We start from the raw sequence: 17,033 nt of genomic DNA, 5'->3' as shown, positions 1-17,033 counted from the left end.
GTCCTCAAGCCTCTCGTAACTCTCAATCACGTGCGTAAAGGCCGCCTTGGTCTCGTTGCTTCGGGGGCGGACGGTCTGGTCCATCTCCCGCTTTCTTTCACCGTGTTGAAAGAGACTAGAAGAAAAAATACCAACGCTTATACAATACTCCGCGATGCATTGTATGTGACTAACAGCTGTCAACAAACGTTGAGTCAATGGGATGAGCCTTGTCCACTGGATCCCGCACCGGGAGAAGATTACTGCTACCTACATCTCTCACCCAAAAAGAAGGACGAGAGGCAAGTACGGGAGGCGGTTCGCGAGTATTTTTCTTTGGATCACCCTATTATAGCGGATGCAAAAATTGACACATTAGAGCTGAATGATTCCTTATTTCAGAACATGATGTACAATGATGTGAAATTTGTCAATTGTGATATCGAAGTCTTACGCCTCTCAAACTGGTATGACGACGCAAGCTACGATTTCAAAGTGTCATTCATCGATTGTGATATTGTAGATGTTCAGGCAACCGAATATGAACACCACGGTGAGCTGTTGTTCCAAGACGGCAAGATAAGTGAGTTATACTTCTTTGACACCAGGTTTCACGCGCCAGTACGTGTCAACTCCCCAGTCACAGAATCCGGTAGCGTTCAGTACTGCACGTTCGAGGACGTTCTCCAGTTCGGATATGACTGTTCGACGTTGGACGGAGAGAAACCGATCGTGGTCGACAACTGTTCAATCTATCATTTGAAAGGTAGTTCAGGTATTCGTCAGGCCCCAATAATTCTCCAAGAAGGCTCAGTTGCTTCAGTTGAGCACATCGACTTCGATAGAACCGGCTTCAAGAACACAGTCCTCGATGGTGTCGATTTCGCTGCTCTAGAAAACCACATCAGACAATGCGAAACCAAGTTGTTCGAAATTGAAAACGTGAGTGATTGGGAACAAAAACCGGAATTTATGCGTCCAATTTTGAAGAAAAACACTTACCAGAAAGCCCGGTCAGCGGCCAGAGATTCAGGGGCAACCTCGATGGCTTCGTATTTTTTCAGACGGGAGAAAATCTACAATCGACATAATCACGCTCATCGAGCACGAGAAGCGGAGTCAGTTCTCGACAAAGTCCGTTCAATAGAGAGTTGGGTTGCAAATCTAGTACTCGGTGGTATGACCGGACATGGCCAGATTCCACGGCGGGTAGTGCTCTCTTCGATTGGCATTATTCTCGTGTTTGCCGGCCTGTTCTACGTAATCAGTCCTGTCGAGCCGTATGGGTCGACGATAGGGTATCTCATCCTCAGCATCGAGTCATTTGTGACGTTGGTCCTATCAAGTCAGTTCACTGTTGATGCAGAGTCTGTGCGACTGGCAGCTGAAGTCGAAGGGTTCATTGGAGTGTTCATGGCTGGGTTGTTCATATTCACGTTGACAAGTTCACTCCAACACTGATGTAACCGAACGTATCCAGACGAGTATTGATTCTTAGAATTTTAACAGAGTCGTAGAATCATCTCCAGTGACTCACGATGTTCGTTTGATACCGTAGTCCGAGAACAGAGGTATTCAGTAATCCTTCACTTCCTGTGGTGGGTAGCGGTCTCGAACATCCTCAGAGGTTCTCTCTTGATTCCACCAGATGGGTCAACGCCGCACCGGGCACGGCCGACATCGGCGGGTCGTCGTCTGGAACACTGACAACGATTCCTGTGGCTCGACCGAGGAGCAGTTGCCGTTCGTCGGTGAGCATCAGGCTGGTTCGCTTGGTCATTTATGAATCACCGTATGCACCGGGGGGCCGATTGGCGTGCATCTCGAGTGAACGAGCGTCGATTATTCTTATACTCCAGGTGACCCATGACCGCGACCGTGCCGGCCACCTGGTCGAAACGGTTCGAATCTATGCACGGTGACCGTCGTCGACGTCGACGAAGGTGCATACATCGGGGGTGGCGTATACATTCGCGAGCAACCCCGTGGGGGCGGAGTCGAAGACCCCTCTGTACGATGCTACTGGTCGAAAGACCCCTCTGCACAATGCTACTAGTCGAAGATTGATTGGTTCGACGCATCGGAGAGACCGGCCACCCAATACGTGATGGGTGTTTCGGTGGTTCAGATATTCAATCAGATATTATGCCGCGACGCCGATCTTCTTCATCTACGATATCTACCCATTCCCGGATTTCAATATCGTCAAGAAAGGCTGCTACACCCAGTCCATAGTCCGTTAAGTAAACGTCTCCGTGCCATTCTCCCCAATTCTCGATAGCAAGGATCTCGTTTGTCAGAATTCCGTGGTCCAGTAGCGCTCGTTTCTTTTTCTCAATTGAGGATCCATCAGGAACTGGTGCAAACCGCATTACAAGCCAGAACCCACGTGGGTGTGCTACCTCAATCGGTGCCAAATAGTCACCAAGCCAATCCGGACCATTCTGATATAGATCGATTTCTTCGATATTCTGTTTCATCCCGTCCTTGCCGTACGATTTCCTTTGCGGAAGTTTCGCAACCAAAGGCTCCTCGTAACCGGGTAGTCTGTCCTCACCGAGCTTGATTACTATTCGGTTATCACTAATTCCGATAACCTCCATGCCGAGGTCTTCTGCCCTTTCAGAAATCACATCTCGAGCATCGTAGTAATTTAACCCACCCCAATAGAGTTCCTCTGCTAAAGATGTCAAGCTGTCTTGGACATCCTGTGGTATCTCTCCTTCAATCTCAGGCATCAATTAATAATAGACGCACATCACGTACAAAAAGAACACTAGTAGTACAGGTTTGAGTGTAACTCTGGACAGTTTCGTACGCTGATGGCAACGAACTCGGGTCTTTGTTTTGAGATAGACTAATCAGAGAAACCCAATACACATACTCCAATTCATCTATGAATGAATTCGGGCAACTCTGCAATCCCTCCATCCGACACATCCCGAACAACATACACACCTTCCCCAAGCCGCTGCACGTGCATCTGCTTCCCATCCGGAGCAACACCATCCTCGAGGACACCATCCATCTCTAATTCGTCTTTGTCCAACGCAATCAGTGGCGTTCCGTCGTGATTTCGAAGTTTTCTGAACATCGCTACTGCCGCCGGCCACCCGCCTGTACTTAATCCTTCGGACGGGGTGAGAACCTCGAGAGGATTGAGTAGCCCAACACTCAGGATTTCCTGAGTGTAATTGCAGAACGGGTGGCCGCGGATGCCGTAACATGTCAAAGATGGCATTCGACCCCGAAGACGCCGCCGCGGCCATGGCGACGTTCATCGGGGCATCGGCAATGGCTGGAATCGCATCGAGGTCGCTTTTCGACGTGACACTCTCCGACGTGGCGTTCAACCTCGGCGGGAGCGGTGTCACCCTCGCCACGCTCCTCACCGCGGCCGCGTTCATCTTCACAGTCGCGACGAACGACAACACCTCGTTCTCGACGCTGAAGGAAGACGCCGAGAAACTGGACCAGTGGTACTACATGGCCGACCTGCTCGGTAGCAACATCGGTCTCGACTGGCGTCACTGCGATTACCCCGGCGGTGGCTGGAAAGTGTGAGAAAATGAAAAAGGGGGATATACAGTATGACTCGGCTTAGATTCGAACTTCCCTCGCTCTCGCTCGGGCGTTCGAATCTTCGGTCGCCCACACAGTCACTTTAGCAGAACTCACACACGCTACGCGGTGCTCGTAGGTCGTTGAAAGGGGTAGAAATGGGCCGGCTCAGATTCGAACCACGGTCACTCACTCTGTTCGTTCCCTGATTCGCATCTTTGCCGGGTGAAATCTCCCACACCTTTCGGACTACTCGCTCTCGCTCGTAGTCTGTGAAAGGTGGGGAGAATATGGGCCGGCTCAGATTCGAACTATTTGAAGACTGACATATGCTCGCTGACGCTGCGCGTATGTCAGACTTCTTTGATGACACTCGGCCTGCGGCCTCGCGTCATTGAGCTTACGGCCTATCGGTTCTCGCCGTCCTTTGGACGGCTGCGCTTCCGACTCCACGAAGGAAACTGTCATCGCAGGCTGGCCCGCAATCAAGCAAACGCAAACTGACATAACGATGAGCCAGCGCGAATACCGCGCTACCGGCCAGTCGGTGCGCGCGAGCGACCACCCGGCAGTCATGCCCTCCGTAGACCCCACACGGAGAGCAAAATCATGACGAAACCCAACGAGCAACCCCTAGAACCGCTGGCACCAAAAGAAGCAATTGCCATCTACGAACAAGACCGCGAAAGCGAAGTTAGCGAAGCAACGCTTCAGAGCCATGGTTACCGGCTGCACAACTTCGTACGCTGGTGCGACAAGAACGAGATTGAGAACCTGAACGAAATCGGCGGACGTGACATCCAACGCTTCAAAAAATGGCGTAGCGAGCAAGTGAACATCGTCACGCTCAAATCTCAAATGGACACCCTCAGAGTGTTCCTCCGTTTCTGCGAAAGCATTGACGGCGTGCGCGATGGCGTGGCCGACAGCGTCCGATCACCCAGCTTGGAGCGCGTTAACGTGCGCGACAAAGACATCGTACGCGAAAACAAAGCCAGCGCCATCCTCGCCTACCACGACAAATATCACTACGCCTCTGTCGAACACACCCTTTTCCGGTTCTTGTGGGAGACCGGTTGCAGGATGGGTGCTGCACACAGCGTCGACCTCGACGACCTACACTTGCGAGCCGAATACGTTGAGCTGAACCATCGTCCTGAGACGGGTACAACGTTGAAGAACAGGGATGGTGGCGAACGTGCAGTTGCGCTCTCGACGCGCACATGCAACATAATCCGAGACTACATCGATGAGCACCGATACGATGTGGAAGATGATTACGGGCGGAGGCCATTGTTCACCAGCAAGCAAGGGCGGTTGACGAAGAACATCATCCGCACCTACATCTATCGAGTCACAAGAACCTGTGTCTACAACGGGGGTAATTGTCCTCACGACCGCGAACAGGATGACTGTGAAGCGATGCGAAGAATGTACGCAAGCAAATGCCCATCCTCGAGTGCACCACACAGCATTCGTAGAGGCGCAATCACGCACTACCTGAACACAGACACCCCAGGAGAAGTCGTGAGTGACAGGATGAACGTTAGCAAGGACGTTATCGACGAGCACTACGACTCTCGGACTGAGTACGAGAAGATGGATCTGCGGCGCAGCTACCTCGACAACCTCTAAGCACTACCGTCTCCCTCTCTGTCTTCTTCGTAGTATACTTCCACGGCTCTGTTGAGATCCTATCAGTTCAACACCTTCATCGATGAAACAGCCGCTAAGTAGGTGTGCGAACTGACCAGATTTAAACCTACCAGATCAGGATACTGTTTGAACTGCCATGCGAGATACAGCGCGCGTATCGGTCAGGTGAGGTTCCCGGCCTCAGTGTTACGTACAGAGGGAGCTGGTAACGACCTCGAATACCGTATTAGCGAGCCCACTGTTTGGGACAAGATGCACCTGATACCGATTCTCGGGGCGAGAGATACTGCGTCCGGGCCGGTGGCACCACGAGAATGGTAGTTGATTAGTGGCAAACATTTACAGTTGGACGTGGACGGTACATACGATGGCTACCGAGGCGACGTTCACAGTTCCGTCAGACCAATTTCCCTTGGGGACTGTGTTCAACCAACTGCCGAACGTGACGGTCGAACTGGAGCGAATTGTCCCCGCGCGGGACGTGGTGATTCCCTACTTCTGGGTACGGGGAACCGAAGTCAACGACATCGAGGGCGCATTCACCGAGCACCCGGGCGTGAAGGATATTCGTCTCGTTGACTCTGTTGAAGACGAGTACCTGTTACGCGTCGAGTGGTCGATGGAGTACGCCGACGTGCTCACTATATTGACGGAGACAGAGGTGCCGCTCATCGGGGCCATCGGCACAAACCAGCAGTGGACGTTCGAGGTACGCGGCGACCAACAAAGCGACATCGCAGACTTTCAACGACGCTGTCGAGAACTGGACATCCCTATCACGTTGACGGCGTTGCACGCGCTCACACGGCTTGAGAGTGCAACAGAAGACACTCTCACTGACACCCAGCAAGAGGCGTTGATACTCGCCTACGAGCGTGGCTACTTCGAGTCTCCGCGGGAGATCACGATGGCAGAACTCGGCGAGGAACTCGGTATCTCACAGCAGGCAGTCGCCTCCCGCCTCCGACGCGGAATCAAGCACGTCCTCGGGAGGACGCTCTCGACCATCACAGTCCGACCAGACTGATACTTAAACAGGTTGTATACTAAAAAGTGTGGCTGATACGTGACAGGGGTCATAGCTACGTATGGTGACTGAGGAACCGATTGACTTCAACTCGGTACTCAGCCTGTGTCAGAACCAGACTCGTCGAATCGTGCTTGCGGTGCTCACAGAAGAGCACCGGTCGTTGACGTTGAACGACCTCACAAAGACCGTCCTCACGTACAATCATCAGACGACCAGTACAGAGGCGTCTGAGGACGCGATGACAAAGGTTCGCCTCTCGCTCCATCACGTCCACCTCCCAAAGTTGGCCTCGGGAGGGCTCATAACCTATGACCCAGAGCGACAGTTCGTAGAACCAACTGAGCTACTCGACCAGATGCAGCCAACTCTGTCTACGATTCTCGATGCCGACCCCTCACTTGACGCACCAATGGAACGATAATGTCGATCAATCGCTCTCCATTCTCGCTCAGCACGAAATCGTTCCCTCGGGAAAACGAAGACGACGAACAGTACACAGTCGTACAACTCGGCTGATTCAGTGCAGGTTGGTTGATTAAAATGAGAGACGATTGCTACATACTCACCAGCACTTCGGCCAGCCACAGATGGATGCAGAGGGAGAGAATATATGACTAAATCGGAAGGCGAGGGGACAGTTTATCGATGCAGTGACGGTCATTATTACGGTGATGTGGACGTGTGGAACCACCTCGAATCGGGAGCGTGGACGCCTTGTTGCTGGAACTCGAACTCTATGAAGGAGTGGGTGGAGACACAGCAGGGAGAATTACTTGTTCTCGTCCCAATCACCCACAGTTCCCTGCCCGAACAGGTGCGAATCAAGCACACTTCTGCCGGTACTAGCGTGTTTCGAGATAATTCCACGTGCCGTGTGAAGTGATACATAGGCCCTCTGTCTGTGTCACGTCGCTTCTGACAGCATTCGGTGAGGTTTCTGAGAACGTGCTGAACTCAGCGCGCATATCTTGTACAGAATGTACTCCAGATTAGGAAGTTGAGAGATAACTCAGTGCAGAACGGGAATCAACCACCGAGGGCTGGTTGTTGGTTATCGTCTGCCCACGGCTGAAAGTCGAATACCTCATATTCGAGTTCATCAGGTCTGGTGAACTTGAGTGCGAAATCGGCCTCAAACGTATTCTCCTGCGAGAATTTGTCATGGTACTCAATCAAAACCTTTCCGTAGAGAACATCCCTCCCCTTCTCAAATTCTTTTGCCACAATGCTGGCAAGCGATTTTTGGTTTTGAGTACGTGCCCCGCTTCCAAGTGCTCCTTTAGACTCAGTCTCGAAGCTGATATTGATTTCGGACGGTCGAATTGAAGATGCTCGTGTCTTCTTCTCCGACCCATCACCGAGTGACTCAATCCTACGCAATCTCCCTTGAGTGGTCTGGAGTGGCCCTTCTCCGCTCAATTCATATATGTCTATTCTAAATGTCATTGATGTTGCAGGGCCACCTCCTACATTTGAAATGTCTACTTGAATAATCTCAAAATTGCCGAACATATTGAACTCGCTTATCTCGAGCTGCGGTAGTTGTTGATACCGGAGAACCCTATGCTGCTGCCAGTATAATACTACGAGTCCTATTGTGAGAAGAGTGGATGATACAATCGAGAGTGCATTCAACCCTGTTTGTCCAAATTCCCAAAAAACGAGTGGGATTGATGCTAAAAACACTGCCACTCCAAGTAGGATAATTATCCAGTGTAATCTACTTTGTCTCATTAACGGCACCTATTCCCCTCACCACTAAATGCTAGCCCAATATCATATTCGCAGGAGATACTGAACAGTTCGCTCAGTGGAGAATCAAGAAGGATACGAAGGTCGCGTACTGAACTCAGCCTCGAGATTCAGCACACTGTTTCTATCGGGCTCTGAGGGCTTCAACAGAGCCACAATTCTTGAACAAGGCGTTTCCCAGAAGGAGGCTATCTGTTTCAAAATACCTGGGACTGAGTGCCGCTATTGCCATTTTCCTCGCGGTAACCGGATGGGCTTGCCGTTACTTGATTGGTGTCGTATGCATCACGCAGTCGTTCCCGACCACCTTCATGGCGGATAGACAAGTAGACAGGTACTCCGACAAACGAATCGGTGCGTAGTCGAGTACTGGTGCAGGTAGATATCTATGCAGGCAGGAATACAACTTCACGCGTAGCTGTGGAGACATCTATCTAGATATCTGCATAGCGAAATATTCGGATATACGTATATACAGAGACGTTCAGCCAAACACCACCAGACGTCACCTCATGTCGGTCAACCATTCCCCGTTCATACTCCTGTGCCTACGCGAGACTAATCATCTATATCTTCTCGCTGCCACTGATGGCTGAAACAGTACCTATAGCCTGCCAATTAGACTGCAGGCAGGACTCGTTTGTTCTTCACCGCAATCTGTGCATTACTGTCAGAACAAGTTTTTATTGCCCCTACAGATTGCTCGTGATTCGTTCAGTCTCTGACAACAGTCAATCACGTCCATCGAACGTAATAAGGGCGAGCAATGGGAACTTAATAGTCTCACGCACGTGCCTGCGCAACTGCGTGGGTAGGTCAGTCTGAGCCCACACCAACCGAGAGAGTGCAGTCAGTATTACCTGAGTTTGCCTGTCCGAGAGGCTCCGCAGAGACATGCCCAAACGTCCCATCGCTTCGTTCCCGTCAACAACGAAGAACTGGTCGAACACATGGACTTCCTTGGTATGTCGTCGCGGGTAATCCTCAAGAAGGAGGAGAGAACTTTCTACCCGGTCGCGGTACCATGTCTGAATCGCCTGGTATTGCTCTTCGGTCAGCCAATCAACAGGCTCACGTCCTTCCCGAAGGTCTTCTTTTCGCTGGCGAGAAATCGCATCTTCAAGCAACTCATCGTCGACATCGAGAGTCGAGTACCCCCAATCGGCCCCAAAATCTCTGACAGATACCACACCGTCGTGGCGTGCGTAGGATCTATCAGTGACTTGGATTACAGCATAGTACGTATCCTCGTCAACTGTTGTGCGGATGAGTTCATAGGTTGTATGCAACCCAACTCGAAATGTCTCACCTGCTGCAAGAGATAGGGACGGGCGGTCTGATGTGTAAGCATCACCAATTCCGTCGGAAAGTGCTTGCCGCTTGATGCTAGCACTTTCTTCTCGCTGCTGTTCTTTCGGTGCTTGCGGTTCCTCCGATGGCTGTTGAGAAGTCACAGCACTACGACTTTTTTCTACGAGGTTGTCCAATGACTCTTGATTGTCGGCTCGTTCGCGGATACTTGCTTTCAGCAAGTTGTCAAAGCTCATCTTCTCTTCAGTGGAATACTTACCATCGGTTTCGTCAGATGAGTCTTTGTCGGGGTGTATTGTCATGTACAGAACCTCTCAGTCGATATTCAGCTCGCTGAAGATTTCTGGACGGACGTCTTGCGCCATCCCACGGATGTTGTCTGCAGTGTTGATACTGGTGATTATTGGGCTCTCAAGAATTGGAACAGAACCATCTGTGGCCTCGAAAACACGCTGTAGTCGCTCCATTGCGATCGAAGTACTCAGGTCATAGGCACTCCATCCAGGATGCCCTTCTGGGAGCGTTATTGCACCATCACAAACGAAGGTATCGAGGAGCCGATTGACATCTTGTTTGCGGTGAACAACCCAATCGCTGTCTCCCGGCAGAGCCGCGAGTAGCCGAGCGTCATCGGTGATGTGTTGGCGGTCAACAGGTTGCATTTCAACTTCACATGTAGCGTAGATGCTTCCATCTGGATTATAGGCGACAATGTCGACAACTGTCTCCGCGAGGTCTTCAGGGATCTCTGCAACGCTATCTGACCGAACGTAGGTTTTCACGCGCTTGTTTTCGCCACGGTAAACGTGCTCTGCTAGTCGCACGATGTATCGGTGCGCAACCCCCTCATTTGCATCCGATCGTAGGGTCTCAGTCTCTTCATCGTATCCCCGGATGCTCTCCATGTCTAGATATTCCTTCGCTACAGACCCGAGATCCCATAATGTCCGTCGTGCTACCTTATGCTGAAAATTCTCCACCCAGCCGTTGTAGATGGTTGGAGGCTTGATTAGTTCAAATGCTTCTGCACGCTCTATGGTACTTGGGGAGAGTAGTTGGTTCAATTCTCCGTGCCCGCGGGCGAGGTCAATTTTTGTGTTCCTATTCTCCACCGTTGTGAACCCTCTGGCAAACTGGTCGGCGATCGATTCGACGAAAAGGCAGATGTTAATTGCCTCATCGGTGGTCATCGTCTCTGCGAGAGAATTCAGCAAACGGGCGAACCCATCGTAGTCATGAGAGCTGTCTTTCCACAGCTGTGGTTGCCGGTCTTTAGTGGTTGTTACCTTTGACAATGTGTTGGGCCTCTCGGGAGAAGAGGGGTGAGAAGGATTGTTCAATGACATTGTTTCATTTTAATGGTTCTGAAAATAAAATGGTTGCGTAGGCGAAGAGGTCAGTCTCTTTTTCGGTTTTGCAACTTTCAGTTCTCGCTCTTTCAGTACTGACTCGCGCTTTCAGTCTGGTTTCAGCCAATTCCCTCGGAGAATTCTAATCTTTCAGACAAAGAAGAATAGAGTCTGTATGAACCTGATTTTCACAATGAAGCTACTTTATCGGTATCCCGGTATCCGAATATACGCGTATCCCGGTAGACGCGTAGTTGTGTATTCGTCTAGTTTTTATGATTCAGTAGATGGCTGGTCTTTGGCTTTAATACTAGCCTTTGAGGGGTTCTAAACGAGCCCAATGAATATCTTCGAAATCCTGCTGAAAAAGCTTGGAAAGCTGGATAAGAATCTTCCAGTTTGCAATCCTGCAACTGTCTCCGAGTACTATGACGTTCTCGCAAATAATCGTCGTCGACAAGTTGCAATCTTCCTCGCTGAGACCAACCAAGACGAAGTTGACGTGGAACGGATTGCTGAATATCTCAATACCGATGGAGTCGACAGACATAGTGCTCGTATCAGCCTAATACAACGGCACTTACCACGTCTTGATTCAGCTGGTGTTGTTCACTATCGGAGGTCTGAACAGACTGTTGAACCTCTTGACGGCCTTTCTGAATTGTGTGCTGCACACGATGCGTTTAGTCGTGAATTGAACTAGCCTTCGCCTACTATTCGCTGCAGAGATGCTAACACTGCTTTGCTGTTTCAATCGTTGACTCCGGCGATTCGGCTGTATCGCTATCAGGAATATCCAAAACATACGCATCAGTAGCAGTGCCGCTGAACTCGCCTGCACGGTCATGGTTTCGTAGAGCAGTGAAAGACCAACCGGTGCTGAAGCTAGACATGGAATACTCCCCCTTTGGTTGAGGGGCCGGTCAAGAAGGGTGAGTATTCACTTGTCTCAAGCTCTGATTGCTCTTCATGGAGTTCTGGTCGTTCTCAATCAAAAAAGAAGCCGATGTTGCCTATCAGAGTTCTCAACAGTGAAACACACACTGCTCAATTCAGTGCATCACCGAGGTCTTTGACTTGATCAATATCTGAAATCGGCACGATACGGTAGCCTAGTTTCCGAAGTCTTCGTCGCTTCTCTCGGTCATCTCGAATAATATGATCTAGCTCGTGTGGGTCGCCATCAACGAACACAAGCAGAGGCTGCGGTTCCAACTCATAGTAGAAGTCTGCTTCAGCGACTGGCTCGTCACCATCGTAAATCGTCTTTTGTGCTTCAGAGGGGAGCCTGTAGCCTCGCTTTCGAATTTCGGCTAGTACGTCCTTCTCGAAGCTTGACTCACATTGCTTTTCCAATTCCTCAAATTCAGCCTCCATCGAACCGTCGCTTTCGCTCTCAGACAGCGTGATTTCGCTCATTTCATCAAGCCATGGTTGGATGAGTGACCGGTTCAATAATGCATGTTCACGCTGGTTGTAGAAGGTCATGAGACACTCATAACAGGCCTTCTCACACCCGGTGTCACTGTCACCATGGATTATTTCCTTCGCTTCGTGAATGACTCGTCTTAGTCTGGCCTCATCGACGAGAGCATGGAGTGCCCCTGCCCCTCCCTCGCTCGTCTCGTAGAATACAATCGTGTACTCTCCGCTGCCATCAGCAGCAGGCTTCAAGAACGAGTCAAGCTCTTGTGCGTCGAGATCGAACTCTACGAGGATTCCTTGGTACAACGCTTCCTTTAACGTCCGGTAGAATGACTCAACATTCTCAATGCCCTCAGTAACAGGAGTTGTCACCGTTACCGTGTCGTGGTTCCCGTCTGAGTAGAGTTCCACGTCACGTAGGATATCTTCAGGGGCCACATTGTTCTTGCACGCACGCTTTCCGTCGTCTTCGGTGTGCTTTTCTACAGCGTTATCACTCAGTAGCCACTTATTACAGTCAGGACAAAGCGCGAACCCATCTATACTACTATCCTCGGATTGGTTCCTTGGGCCGCTGTTCACCACGACAATTTTCGCATTTCCTTCGTATGTCAGGGAAGTACTGTTGTCTGGGCCGAAGGTGTATCGACGTGCATCCGCGGTCATTTCGTAGTATGGGTTGATGTCGTACCCTCTGCGAATGCGCTCCTCTTCATCGCTTGTGATGTTCCCGCGTGGGATGGAGAATTGGTCGGGGAACTCCATCGCATTCATCTTCGGATGGGTCTCCTCGAATGAATGCTCACAGTTCGGGCACGCTGCGGCGGTTTCAGCCTTCGAGCCCATGAGAATCGTCTCGCACTCATCACAGACTCGCATTTGTTGTGTTACTGGCTGTGCGTCTTCAGTTCGAGGCCGTGCGTACTGAATCTGGAAGCGCTCACCACCGAAGTATACCGTATTACCCGGAGCGAATTCACGAAGTGCGAGAACTTTGTCTCGCTCAATGTCGTCTTCGAGTGTCTGGAATGTTAGCGTCGAGTTCGAACGCGGGAACGCGTAATTCGGCAGGAAGCCTTGCGAACCAAGGTACCGGTATGTGTAGAAACTCTTCTTACCGGATCGCATGTCGTCAAGCCTGGCCTCCACTGTCGTACGTCGACGGTACTTGTCTTTTCCACCGTCACCACGACCGATGTCCCTGTTCAGACTTCGGCGTTCTTCGGTGAGTCTATCGTATTCTGTTCGCCACGCGTCGAAGGCCCGGTCGAAACTCTCAACGAACGAATCGACCTGTTGTTCGATAAACTCATCCGTCAGCCACTCACCGATCTCATCATCTTCTATCTCCTGTTTGAACGCTTCTTTGACAGCAGCGATAATCCGGTTTCGACCGTCCTCTACCTTGGTTTCGATTTCTTCTCTGAAGTCTTCGACGAGGGGGTATCGCCCATCTTTGTCCTCGTCAAGGTCGAGGAATGCCCCAATCTCATTTTGCAGTTTGATGTCAATCGTCTCGAGAACCAGCGAGTTGATGTGGGATCGTAGGAGATCCTCGTTGTTCATCAAGAACTTTGGCGGACTGATTTTACCAGCGATGATTCGCTCTGGATGCTGGTAGAAATACTGGTCGTGTGACCCACGACCGTACCCACTCCCACAGAACGTGGTAATTATCGAGGCCTGGTTTTTTCGCCCAGCACGACCAGCTCGTTGGGCGTAATTACTGGGGCTCGGAGGAACGTTGCGCATATAGACACTGGACAACGCCCCGATGTCGATACCAAGCTCCATCGTTGGTGTGCAGACGATGACGTTCATATCATCACCCTCACGGAACCGGTTCTCGATCTCTTTCCGTTTGTCACCGTCTACTTGGCCGCTGTGTTCTCCTGCGAGAACGTTGACAGCGGTCTCGAAAGGCTCTGTGTAGAGTTTGTGGAAGTACGAGTCCGTGATATCTCTCGACTCTGGTTTAAGTTGACCGCAGCCTGTTCTGGTACACAACGAGATGTGTTGGCGGGTTGTAGGTGAGTCACATTTTGGACAGTAGCTGACCTCGTCAGAGTCTGCTGGAACAATCTGCATGAGCCGATGGTTCAGCATCAGCAGATTCCCCACGTCTTTGACGCTCTCTTCCCGCAGAAGCTCCCCGTAGTCTGGTTGGCTGAGAACGTTCTTTGTCTTGTTCACAACCTCTTCAGCGACCTCTCGGTCAACATTGAGCGTTCGCTTAGTCCACATGAGATGGCGCGAACGTGGGCTCGTCATCCTGTGCACACGCGCTTTCCAGGAGTCGTTAGACGCAGTATCACTGTACCCTACAGGGAATCGGAATCGGATTCCACCATGGAACTGGGCCTCTTCTCGAATCTTCTCGATGGTATTCCGCTCAAAGTCCCAGTATTGAAGTACACTATCGTGGTCGACCGCGAGTTCACGACGGAATATGTCGAGGAAACCTTTGAGGTAATCTTCACGCTCCTCAGCCGATAACCTACTCAGTTGCGGAATGTGTTCCCAGGCCTCTTCGAGGTCTGCTAATTGGTCAAGGAACTCGTATTCGACGTCGATGAGTGCTGTGTCCTCGAGGTTTTGCTGAGTTCGTTGCTGGCTCGACCCCAGTTCGAGAATCGTGTTGAACAACAGATAGTTGCTGTATTGAGTTTGGGCTGCTCGGCTAGGCCCGAACTTACTCTCAGTCACAGCATATTGGGGTAATGCATCGAACTCAGCCATCGTATCAAAGATACTCGTTCCAGCATCAGCCAACGATAGTGGTTCGCCACTGCTGCGGAATTTGTCTCCTTCGACAAGCGAGTGGTACAGTGCTCTGCGGAAGTGAACCCGTTGATACAGGTTATTGAGGTGAGCCGCTTGCAACGCGGTGTCTTGACGGTTGTCCGAGAACGCAATGACCTTTCGTTCGTCGACAACAACCTCACCATCCCGTTTTTCGTAGGGCAGGTTTCGGAGGTTGCCTTCGACGAGGATGTCTGTTGCAGTCGAACGACCAACAGAGCCGAAGGTGAATAGCTTGTTGAACTCACTTGGCCGTCGGTCGTAGTGGACACCACAGTTCGAGCAGAACAGGAATGGTGCCTTAGACGCGGTTACTTGGATACCTTGAACTGCGAAACAACCGCAGTCAAGCATTCCTTGGTCATCTTGTACACCAAATGTGAGTGCGTTGTGCTCGGGACAGTAGGTTGCTGAAACCGGCTCCGCCTCTCGGTATCGGTCTCTGATGTCTCCTGTATCCGTAATCCAGTCGTCGGGGATTGGCGTCTCTTCGCTATCCCAACCATCTGGGCTCAGGTACCAACCGCTGGTAGGTTCGTCGTCGCTTGGTGCTTCGTTTATTTCCTTCTGAACCAGTTCACCATCCTCTGTGATCAGGACGCTGTAGTATTCCTGACCACAAGATCGGCAAAACAGGAGCGGGAACGCAGACCGTTCGTTCCCATGGAACCGAGAACAGTGCTGGCACTCGAGATCGCCAGCAGTACTCAGGTGAGACCCTGCATCCTCGAATGTGTCTTCAGTTATGCAGGCAACCAACTCGGAGCCCTGGCTGAAGAATGAATGGAGCTTTGGGACGAAGATTGGCTGGCGCTCGCCTTGAACGTCAATCGTTCCAATTGTTCCGGCTAGGAGAGTGGCTTGCAGCTCGCGCTCACATGCCCGTGGAGGCGATGCACTACGATGCTCGCGACGATACTGGTCTACAAGATCGTCATCGTCTTCGTCACCTGTGCTTCGAACAGGCTGGCTTTCCTCATTCAGCGCATCTTGGAGGAACTTGACGGTTGGGTGGCCTGCAAGTGCATCACCGAGCGCATCTTCGTCCTCACGCTCTTTCCGTGTCAACTCACGGTCGAGGAGCTTTTCAGCCAGCGCTGCAGCAGAAGAAATCGAACCGTCGAATTCTTCGACATCTTCATTCTTTATCTGCACACGGTTCGGTAGCGATTCACCCTCTGTGAACGGGAGCGAATAGTGAGACTCACCGATGACGTTACTTTGAGAGACAGACTCGCCGAACAGCTTCTCCGCGAAGTCAGCAATCTCTTCCTCGGCGTCGATACCCTCGCCGCTCTGGACGGTAGCACTGGTACCGATACAATCTATATCGCCGATGGTTCCGGTGTGTTGCTTGAGTCGACGAATGAGTGAGGCGACGTCAGCCCCTTGCTTTCCAGTGTAGGTGTGAACCTCGTCGAGGACGAGGTACTGAAGGACACCTTTGTGGTCTTTCGGAAAGAGCTGCTTATCCTCAAGTCGGGTGAGGATGAGCTCCAGCATGGCGTAGTTGGTCATGAGGATATCCGGTGGATCCTCACGAATTTCCTCGCGGGAGAGCACTTCACAGTCATATGGGATATCTCTGCCCATGCTTTGCTTTATAAACTCTCGCCCTTCGTCCGGTTTGTACGGAGTATCACCAGTGTACAACGCTAGCCGAAGGCCAGACCCATCGAGACGTTCGGCGAAGTCCTCGTATTGCGAGTTCGCCAGTGCGTTCATCGGGTAGATGATGACCGCCTTGATGCCGTCCTCGCCGCGGTCACGAGCGTCGAGACAGTGGCTGATGATGGGCATTCCGAAGGCGAAACTCTTCCCTGACCCCGTGCCGGTTGCAACGATGGTGTTGTTGCCATCGGTCACCGACCGAATCGCTTCGGACTGGTGCTTGTACGGTTGAATCGGCTCGCCGTCGCCGCCAGTGAAGACGTCAAGGACGCCTTCGTGGAGCACACCGTCGTCGACGAAGGACTTGAGCGGCGTTCCCTCCTCGAATCGTTGGTTGAGCTGAACGAATGGTTCCTTCCACAGCACCGAACCTCGGTCGATTCGTCGTGTTACCCATTCTTCGATGGTCTCGTTTTCGAACTGCTGGAACGTCTCGACGTAGGATCGGTACGACTGCTGGATGTCGTCGAGAGCCTCGAAGGGATTCATTCGGGACA

12 protein-coding genes and 1 pseudogene are annotated in these 17,033 nt (G+C 51.4%); 6 read left to right on the top strand and 7 right to left on the bottom strand.

Annotated features, from left to right (window positions below):
* Positions 1-30: 30 nt before the first annotated feature.
* Entirely contained in the window at positions 31-1,440 is a 1,410-nt protein-coding gene (locus tag GJR99_RS11630) for a hypothetical protein (RefSeq protein WP_151112327.1), read from the top strand.
* A 58-nt stretch (positions 1,441-1,498) separates the two neighbouring features.
* Here GJR99_RS11630 and GJR99_RS17930 read toward each other — a convergent pair.
* From GJR99_RS17930 to GJR99_RS11615, 3 genes and pseudogenes are all read right to left on the bottom strand, one after another.
* Positions 1,499-1,759: pseudogene (locus tag GJR99_RS17930) on the bottom strand (DUF7386 family protein).
* Between the two features lie 352 nt (positions 1,760-2,111).
* Entirely contained in the window at positions 2,112-2,717 is a 606-nt protein-coding gene (locus tag GJR99_RS11620) for a hypothetical protein (protein ID WP_151112325.1), read from the bottom strand.
* A 152-nt stretch (positions 2,718-2,869) separates the two neighbouring features.
* On the bottom strand, positions 2,870-3,073 hold the full coding sequence (locus GJR99_RS11615; RefSeq protein WP_151112323.1) for a hypothetical protein: 204 nt from the start codon (positions 3,071-3,073) through the stop codon (positions 2,870-2,872).
* A gap of 131 nt (positions 3,074-3,204) precedes the next feature.
* Here GJR99_RS11615 and GJR99_RS11610 point away from each other — a divergent pair, with 131 nt between their 5' ends.
* The 4 genes from GJR99_RS11610 (at position 3,205) to GJR99_RS11595 (ending at position 6,647) form a co-directional block, all read left to right on the top strand.
* Complete coding sequence (locus tag GJR99_RS11610; protein ID WP_195759444.1) at positions 3,205-3,543, top strand: hypothetical protein; 339 nt, start codon at positions 3,205-3,207, stop codon at positions 3,541-3,543.
* Between the two features lie 606 nt (positions 3,544-4,149).
* Complete coding sequence (locus tag GJR99_RS11605; RefSeq protein WP_151112319.1) at positions 4,150-5,175, top strand: tyrosine-type recombinase/integrase; 1,026 nt, start codon at positions 4,150-4,152, stop codon at positions 5,173-5,175.
* Between the two features lie 388 nt (positions 5,176-5,563).
* Entirely contained in the window at positions 5,564-6,223 is a 660-nt protein-coding gene (locus GJR99_RS11600; RefSeq protein ID WP_151112317.1) for a helix-turn-helix domain-containing protein, read from the top strand.
* A 61-nt stretch (positions 6,224-6,284) separates the two neighbouring features.
* Positions 6,285-6,647 (top strand): DUF7344 domain-containing protein, encoded by a 363-nt coding sequence (locus GJR99_RS11595; protein ID WP_154325987.1) that lies wholly within the window; start codon positions 6,285-6,287, stop codon positions 6,645-6,647.
* A 605-nt stretch (positions 6,648-7,252) separates the two neighbouring features.
* Here GJR99_RS11595 and GJR99_RS11590 read toward each other — a convergent pair.
* From GJR99_RS11590 to GJR99_RS11580, 3 genes are all read right to left on the bottom strand, one after another.
* Positions 7,253-7,960 (bottom strand): hypothetical protein, encoded by a 708-nt coding sequence (locus GJR99_RS11590; protein WP_151112315.1) that lies wholly within the window; start codon positions 7,958-7,960, stop codon positions 7,253-7,255.
* Between the two features lie 749 nt (positions 7,961-8,709).
* Entirely contained in the window at positions 8,710-9,591 is an 882-nt protein-coding gene (locus tag GJR99_RS11585; RefSeq protein WP_151112313.1) for a hypothetical protein, read from the bottom strand.
* Positions 9,592-9,603: 12 nt separating this feature from the next.
* Positions 9,604-10,635 (bottom strand): hypothetical protein, encoded by a 1,032-nt coding sequence (locus GJR99_RS11580; RefSeq protein WP_151112311.1) that lies wholly within the window; start codon positions 10,633-10,635, stop codon positions 9,604-9,606.
* Positions 10,636-10,978: 343 nt separating this feature from the next.
* Here GJR99_RS11580 and GJR99_RS11575 point away from each other — a divergent pair, with 343 nt between their 5' ends.
* Entirely contained in the window at positions 10,979-11,341 is a 363-nt protein-coding gene (locus tag GJR99_RS11575; protein ID WP_151112309.1) for a DUF7344 domain-containing protein, read from the top strand.
* A gap of 344 nt (positions 11,342-11,685) precedes the next feature.
* On the opposite strand, the gene GJR99_RS11570 is transcribed toward GJR99_RS11575, so the two are convergent.
* Entirely contained in the window at positions 11,686-17,025 is a 5,340-nt protein-coding gene (locus GJR99_RS11570; RefSeq protein ID WP_225317620.1) for a DEAD/DEAH box helicase, read from the bottom strand.
* Positions 17,026-17,033 lie beyond the last annotated feature (8 nt).

The organism is Haloferax marinum, assembly GCF_009674625.1.
Classification (GTDB): Archaea; Halobacteriota; Halobacteria; order Halobacteriales; family Haloferacaceae; genus Haloferax; species Haloferax marinum.
Note: the sequence above shows the minus strand (reverse complement) of the source record. Positions and strands in the feature narration are given on the sequence as shown.

Bases quoted from the DNA above. Each gene is read 5' to 3' on its own strand.
- GJR99_RS11615 (WP_151112323.1), bottom strand. From the start codon at position 3,073: ATGTTCAGAAAACTTCGAAATCACGACGGAACGCCACTGATTGCGTTG.
- GJR99_RS11595 (WP_154325987.1), top strand. From the start codon at position 6,285: ATGGTGACTGAGGAACCGATTGACTTCAACTCGGTACTCAGCCTGTGT.
- GJR99_RS11570 (WP_225317620.1), bottom strand. From the start codon at position 17,025: ATGAATCCCTTCGAGGCTCTCGACGACATCCAGCAGTCGTACCGATCC.
- GJR99_RS11580 (WP_151112311.1), bottom strand. From the start codon at position 10,635: ATGTCATTGAACAATCCTTCTCACCCCTCTTCTCCCGAGAGGCCCAAC.
- GJR99_RS11620 (WP_151112325.1), bottom strand. From the start codon at position 2,717: ATGCCTGAGATTGAAGGAGAGATACCACAGGATGTCCAAGACAGCTTG.
- GJR99_RS11610 (WP_195759444.1), top strand. From the start codon at position 3,205: ATGTCAAAGATGGCATTCGACCCCGAAGACGCCGCCGCGGCCATGGCG.
- GJR99_RS11590 (WP_151112315.1), bottom strand. From the start codon at position 7,960: ATGAGACAAAGTAGATTACACTGGATAATTATCCTACTTGGAGTGGCA.
- GJR99_RS11600 (WP_151112317.1), top strand. From the start codon at position 5,564: ATGGCTACCGAGGCGACGTTCACAGTTCCGTCAGACCAATTTCCCTTG.
- GJR99_RS11585 (WP_151112313.1), bottom strand. From the start codon at position 9,591: ATGACAATACACCCCGACAAAGACTCATCTGACGAAACCGATGGTAAG.
- GJR99_RS11575 (WP_151112309.1), top strand. From the start codon at position 10,979: ATGAATATCTTCGAAATCCTGCTGAAAAAGCTTGGAAAGCTGGATAAG.
- GJR99_RS11605 (WP_151112319.1), top strand. From the start codon at position 4,150: ATGACGAAACCCAACGAGCAACCCCTAGAACCGCTGGCACCAAAAGAA.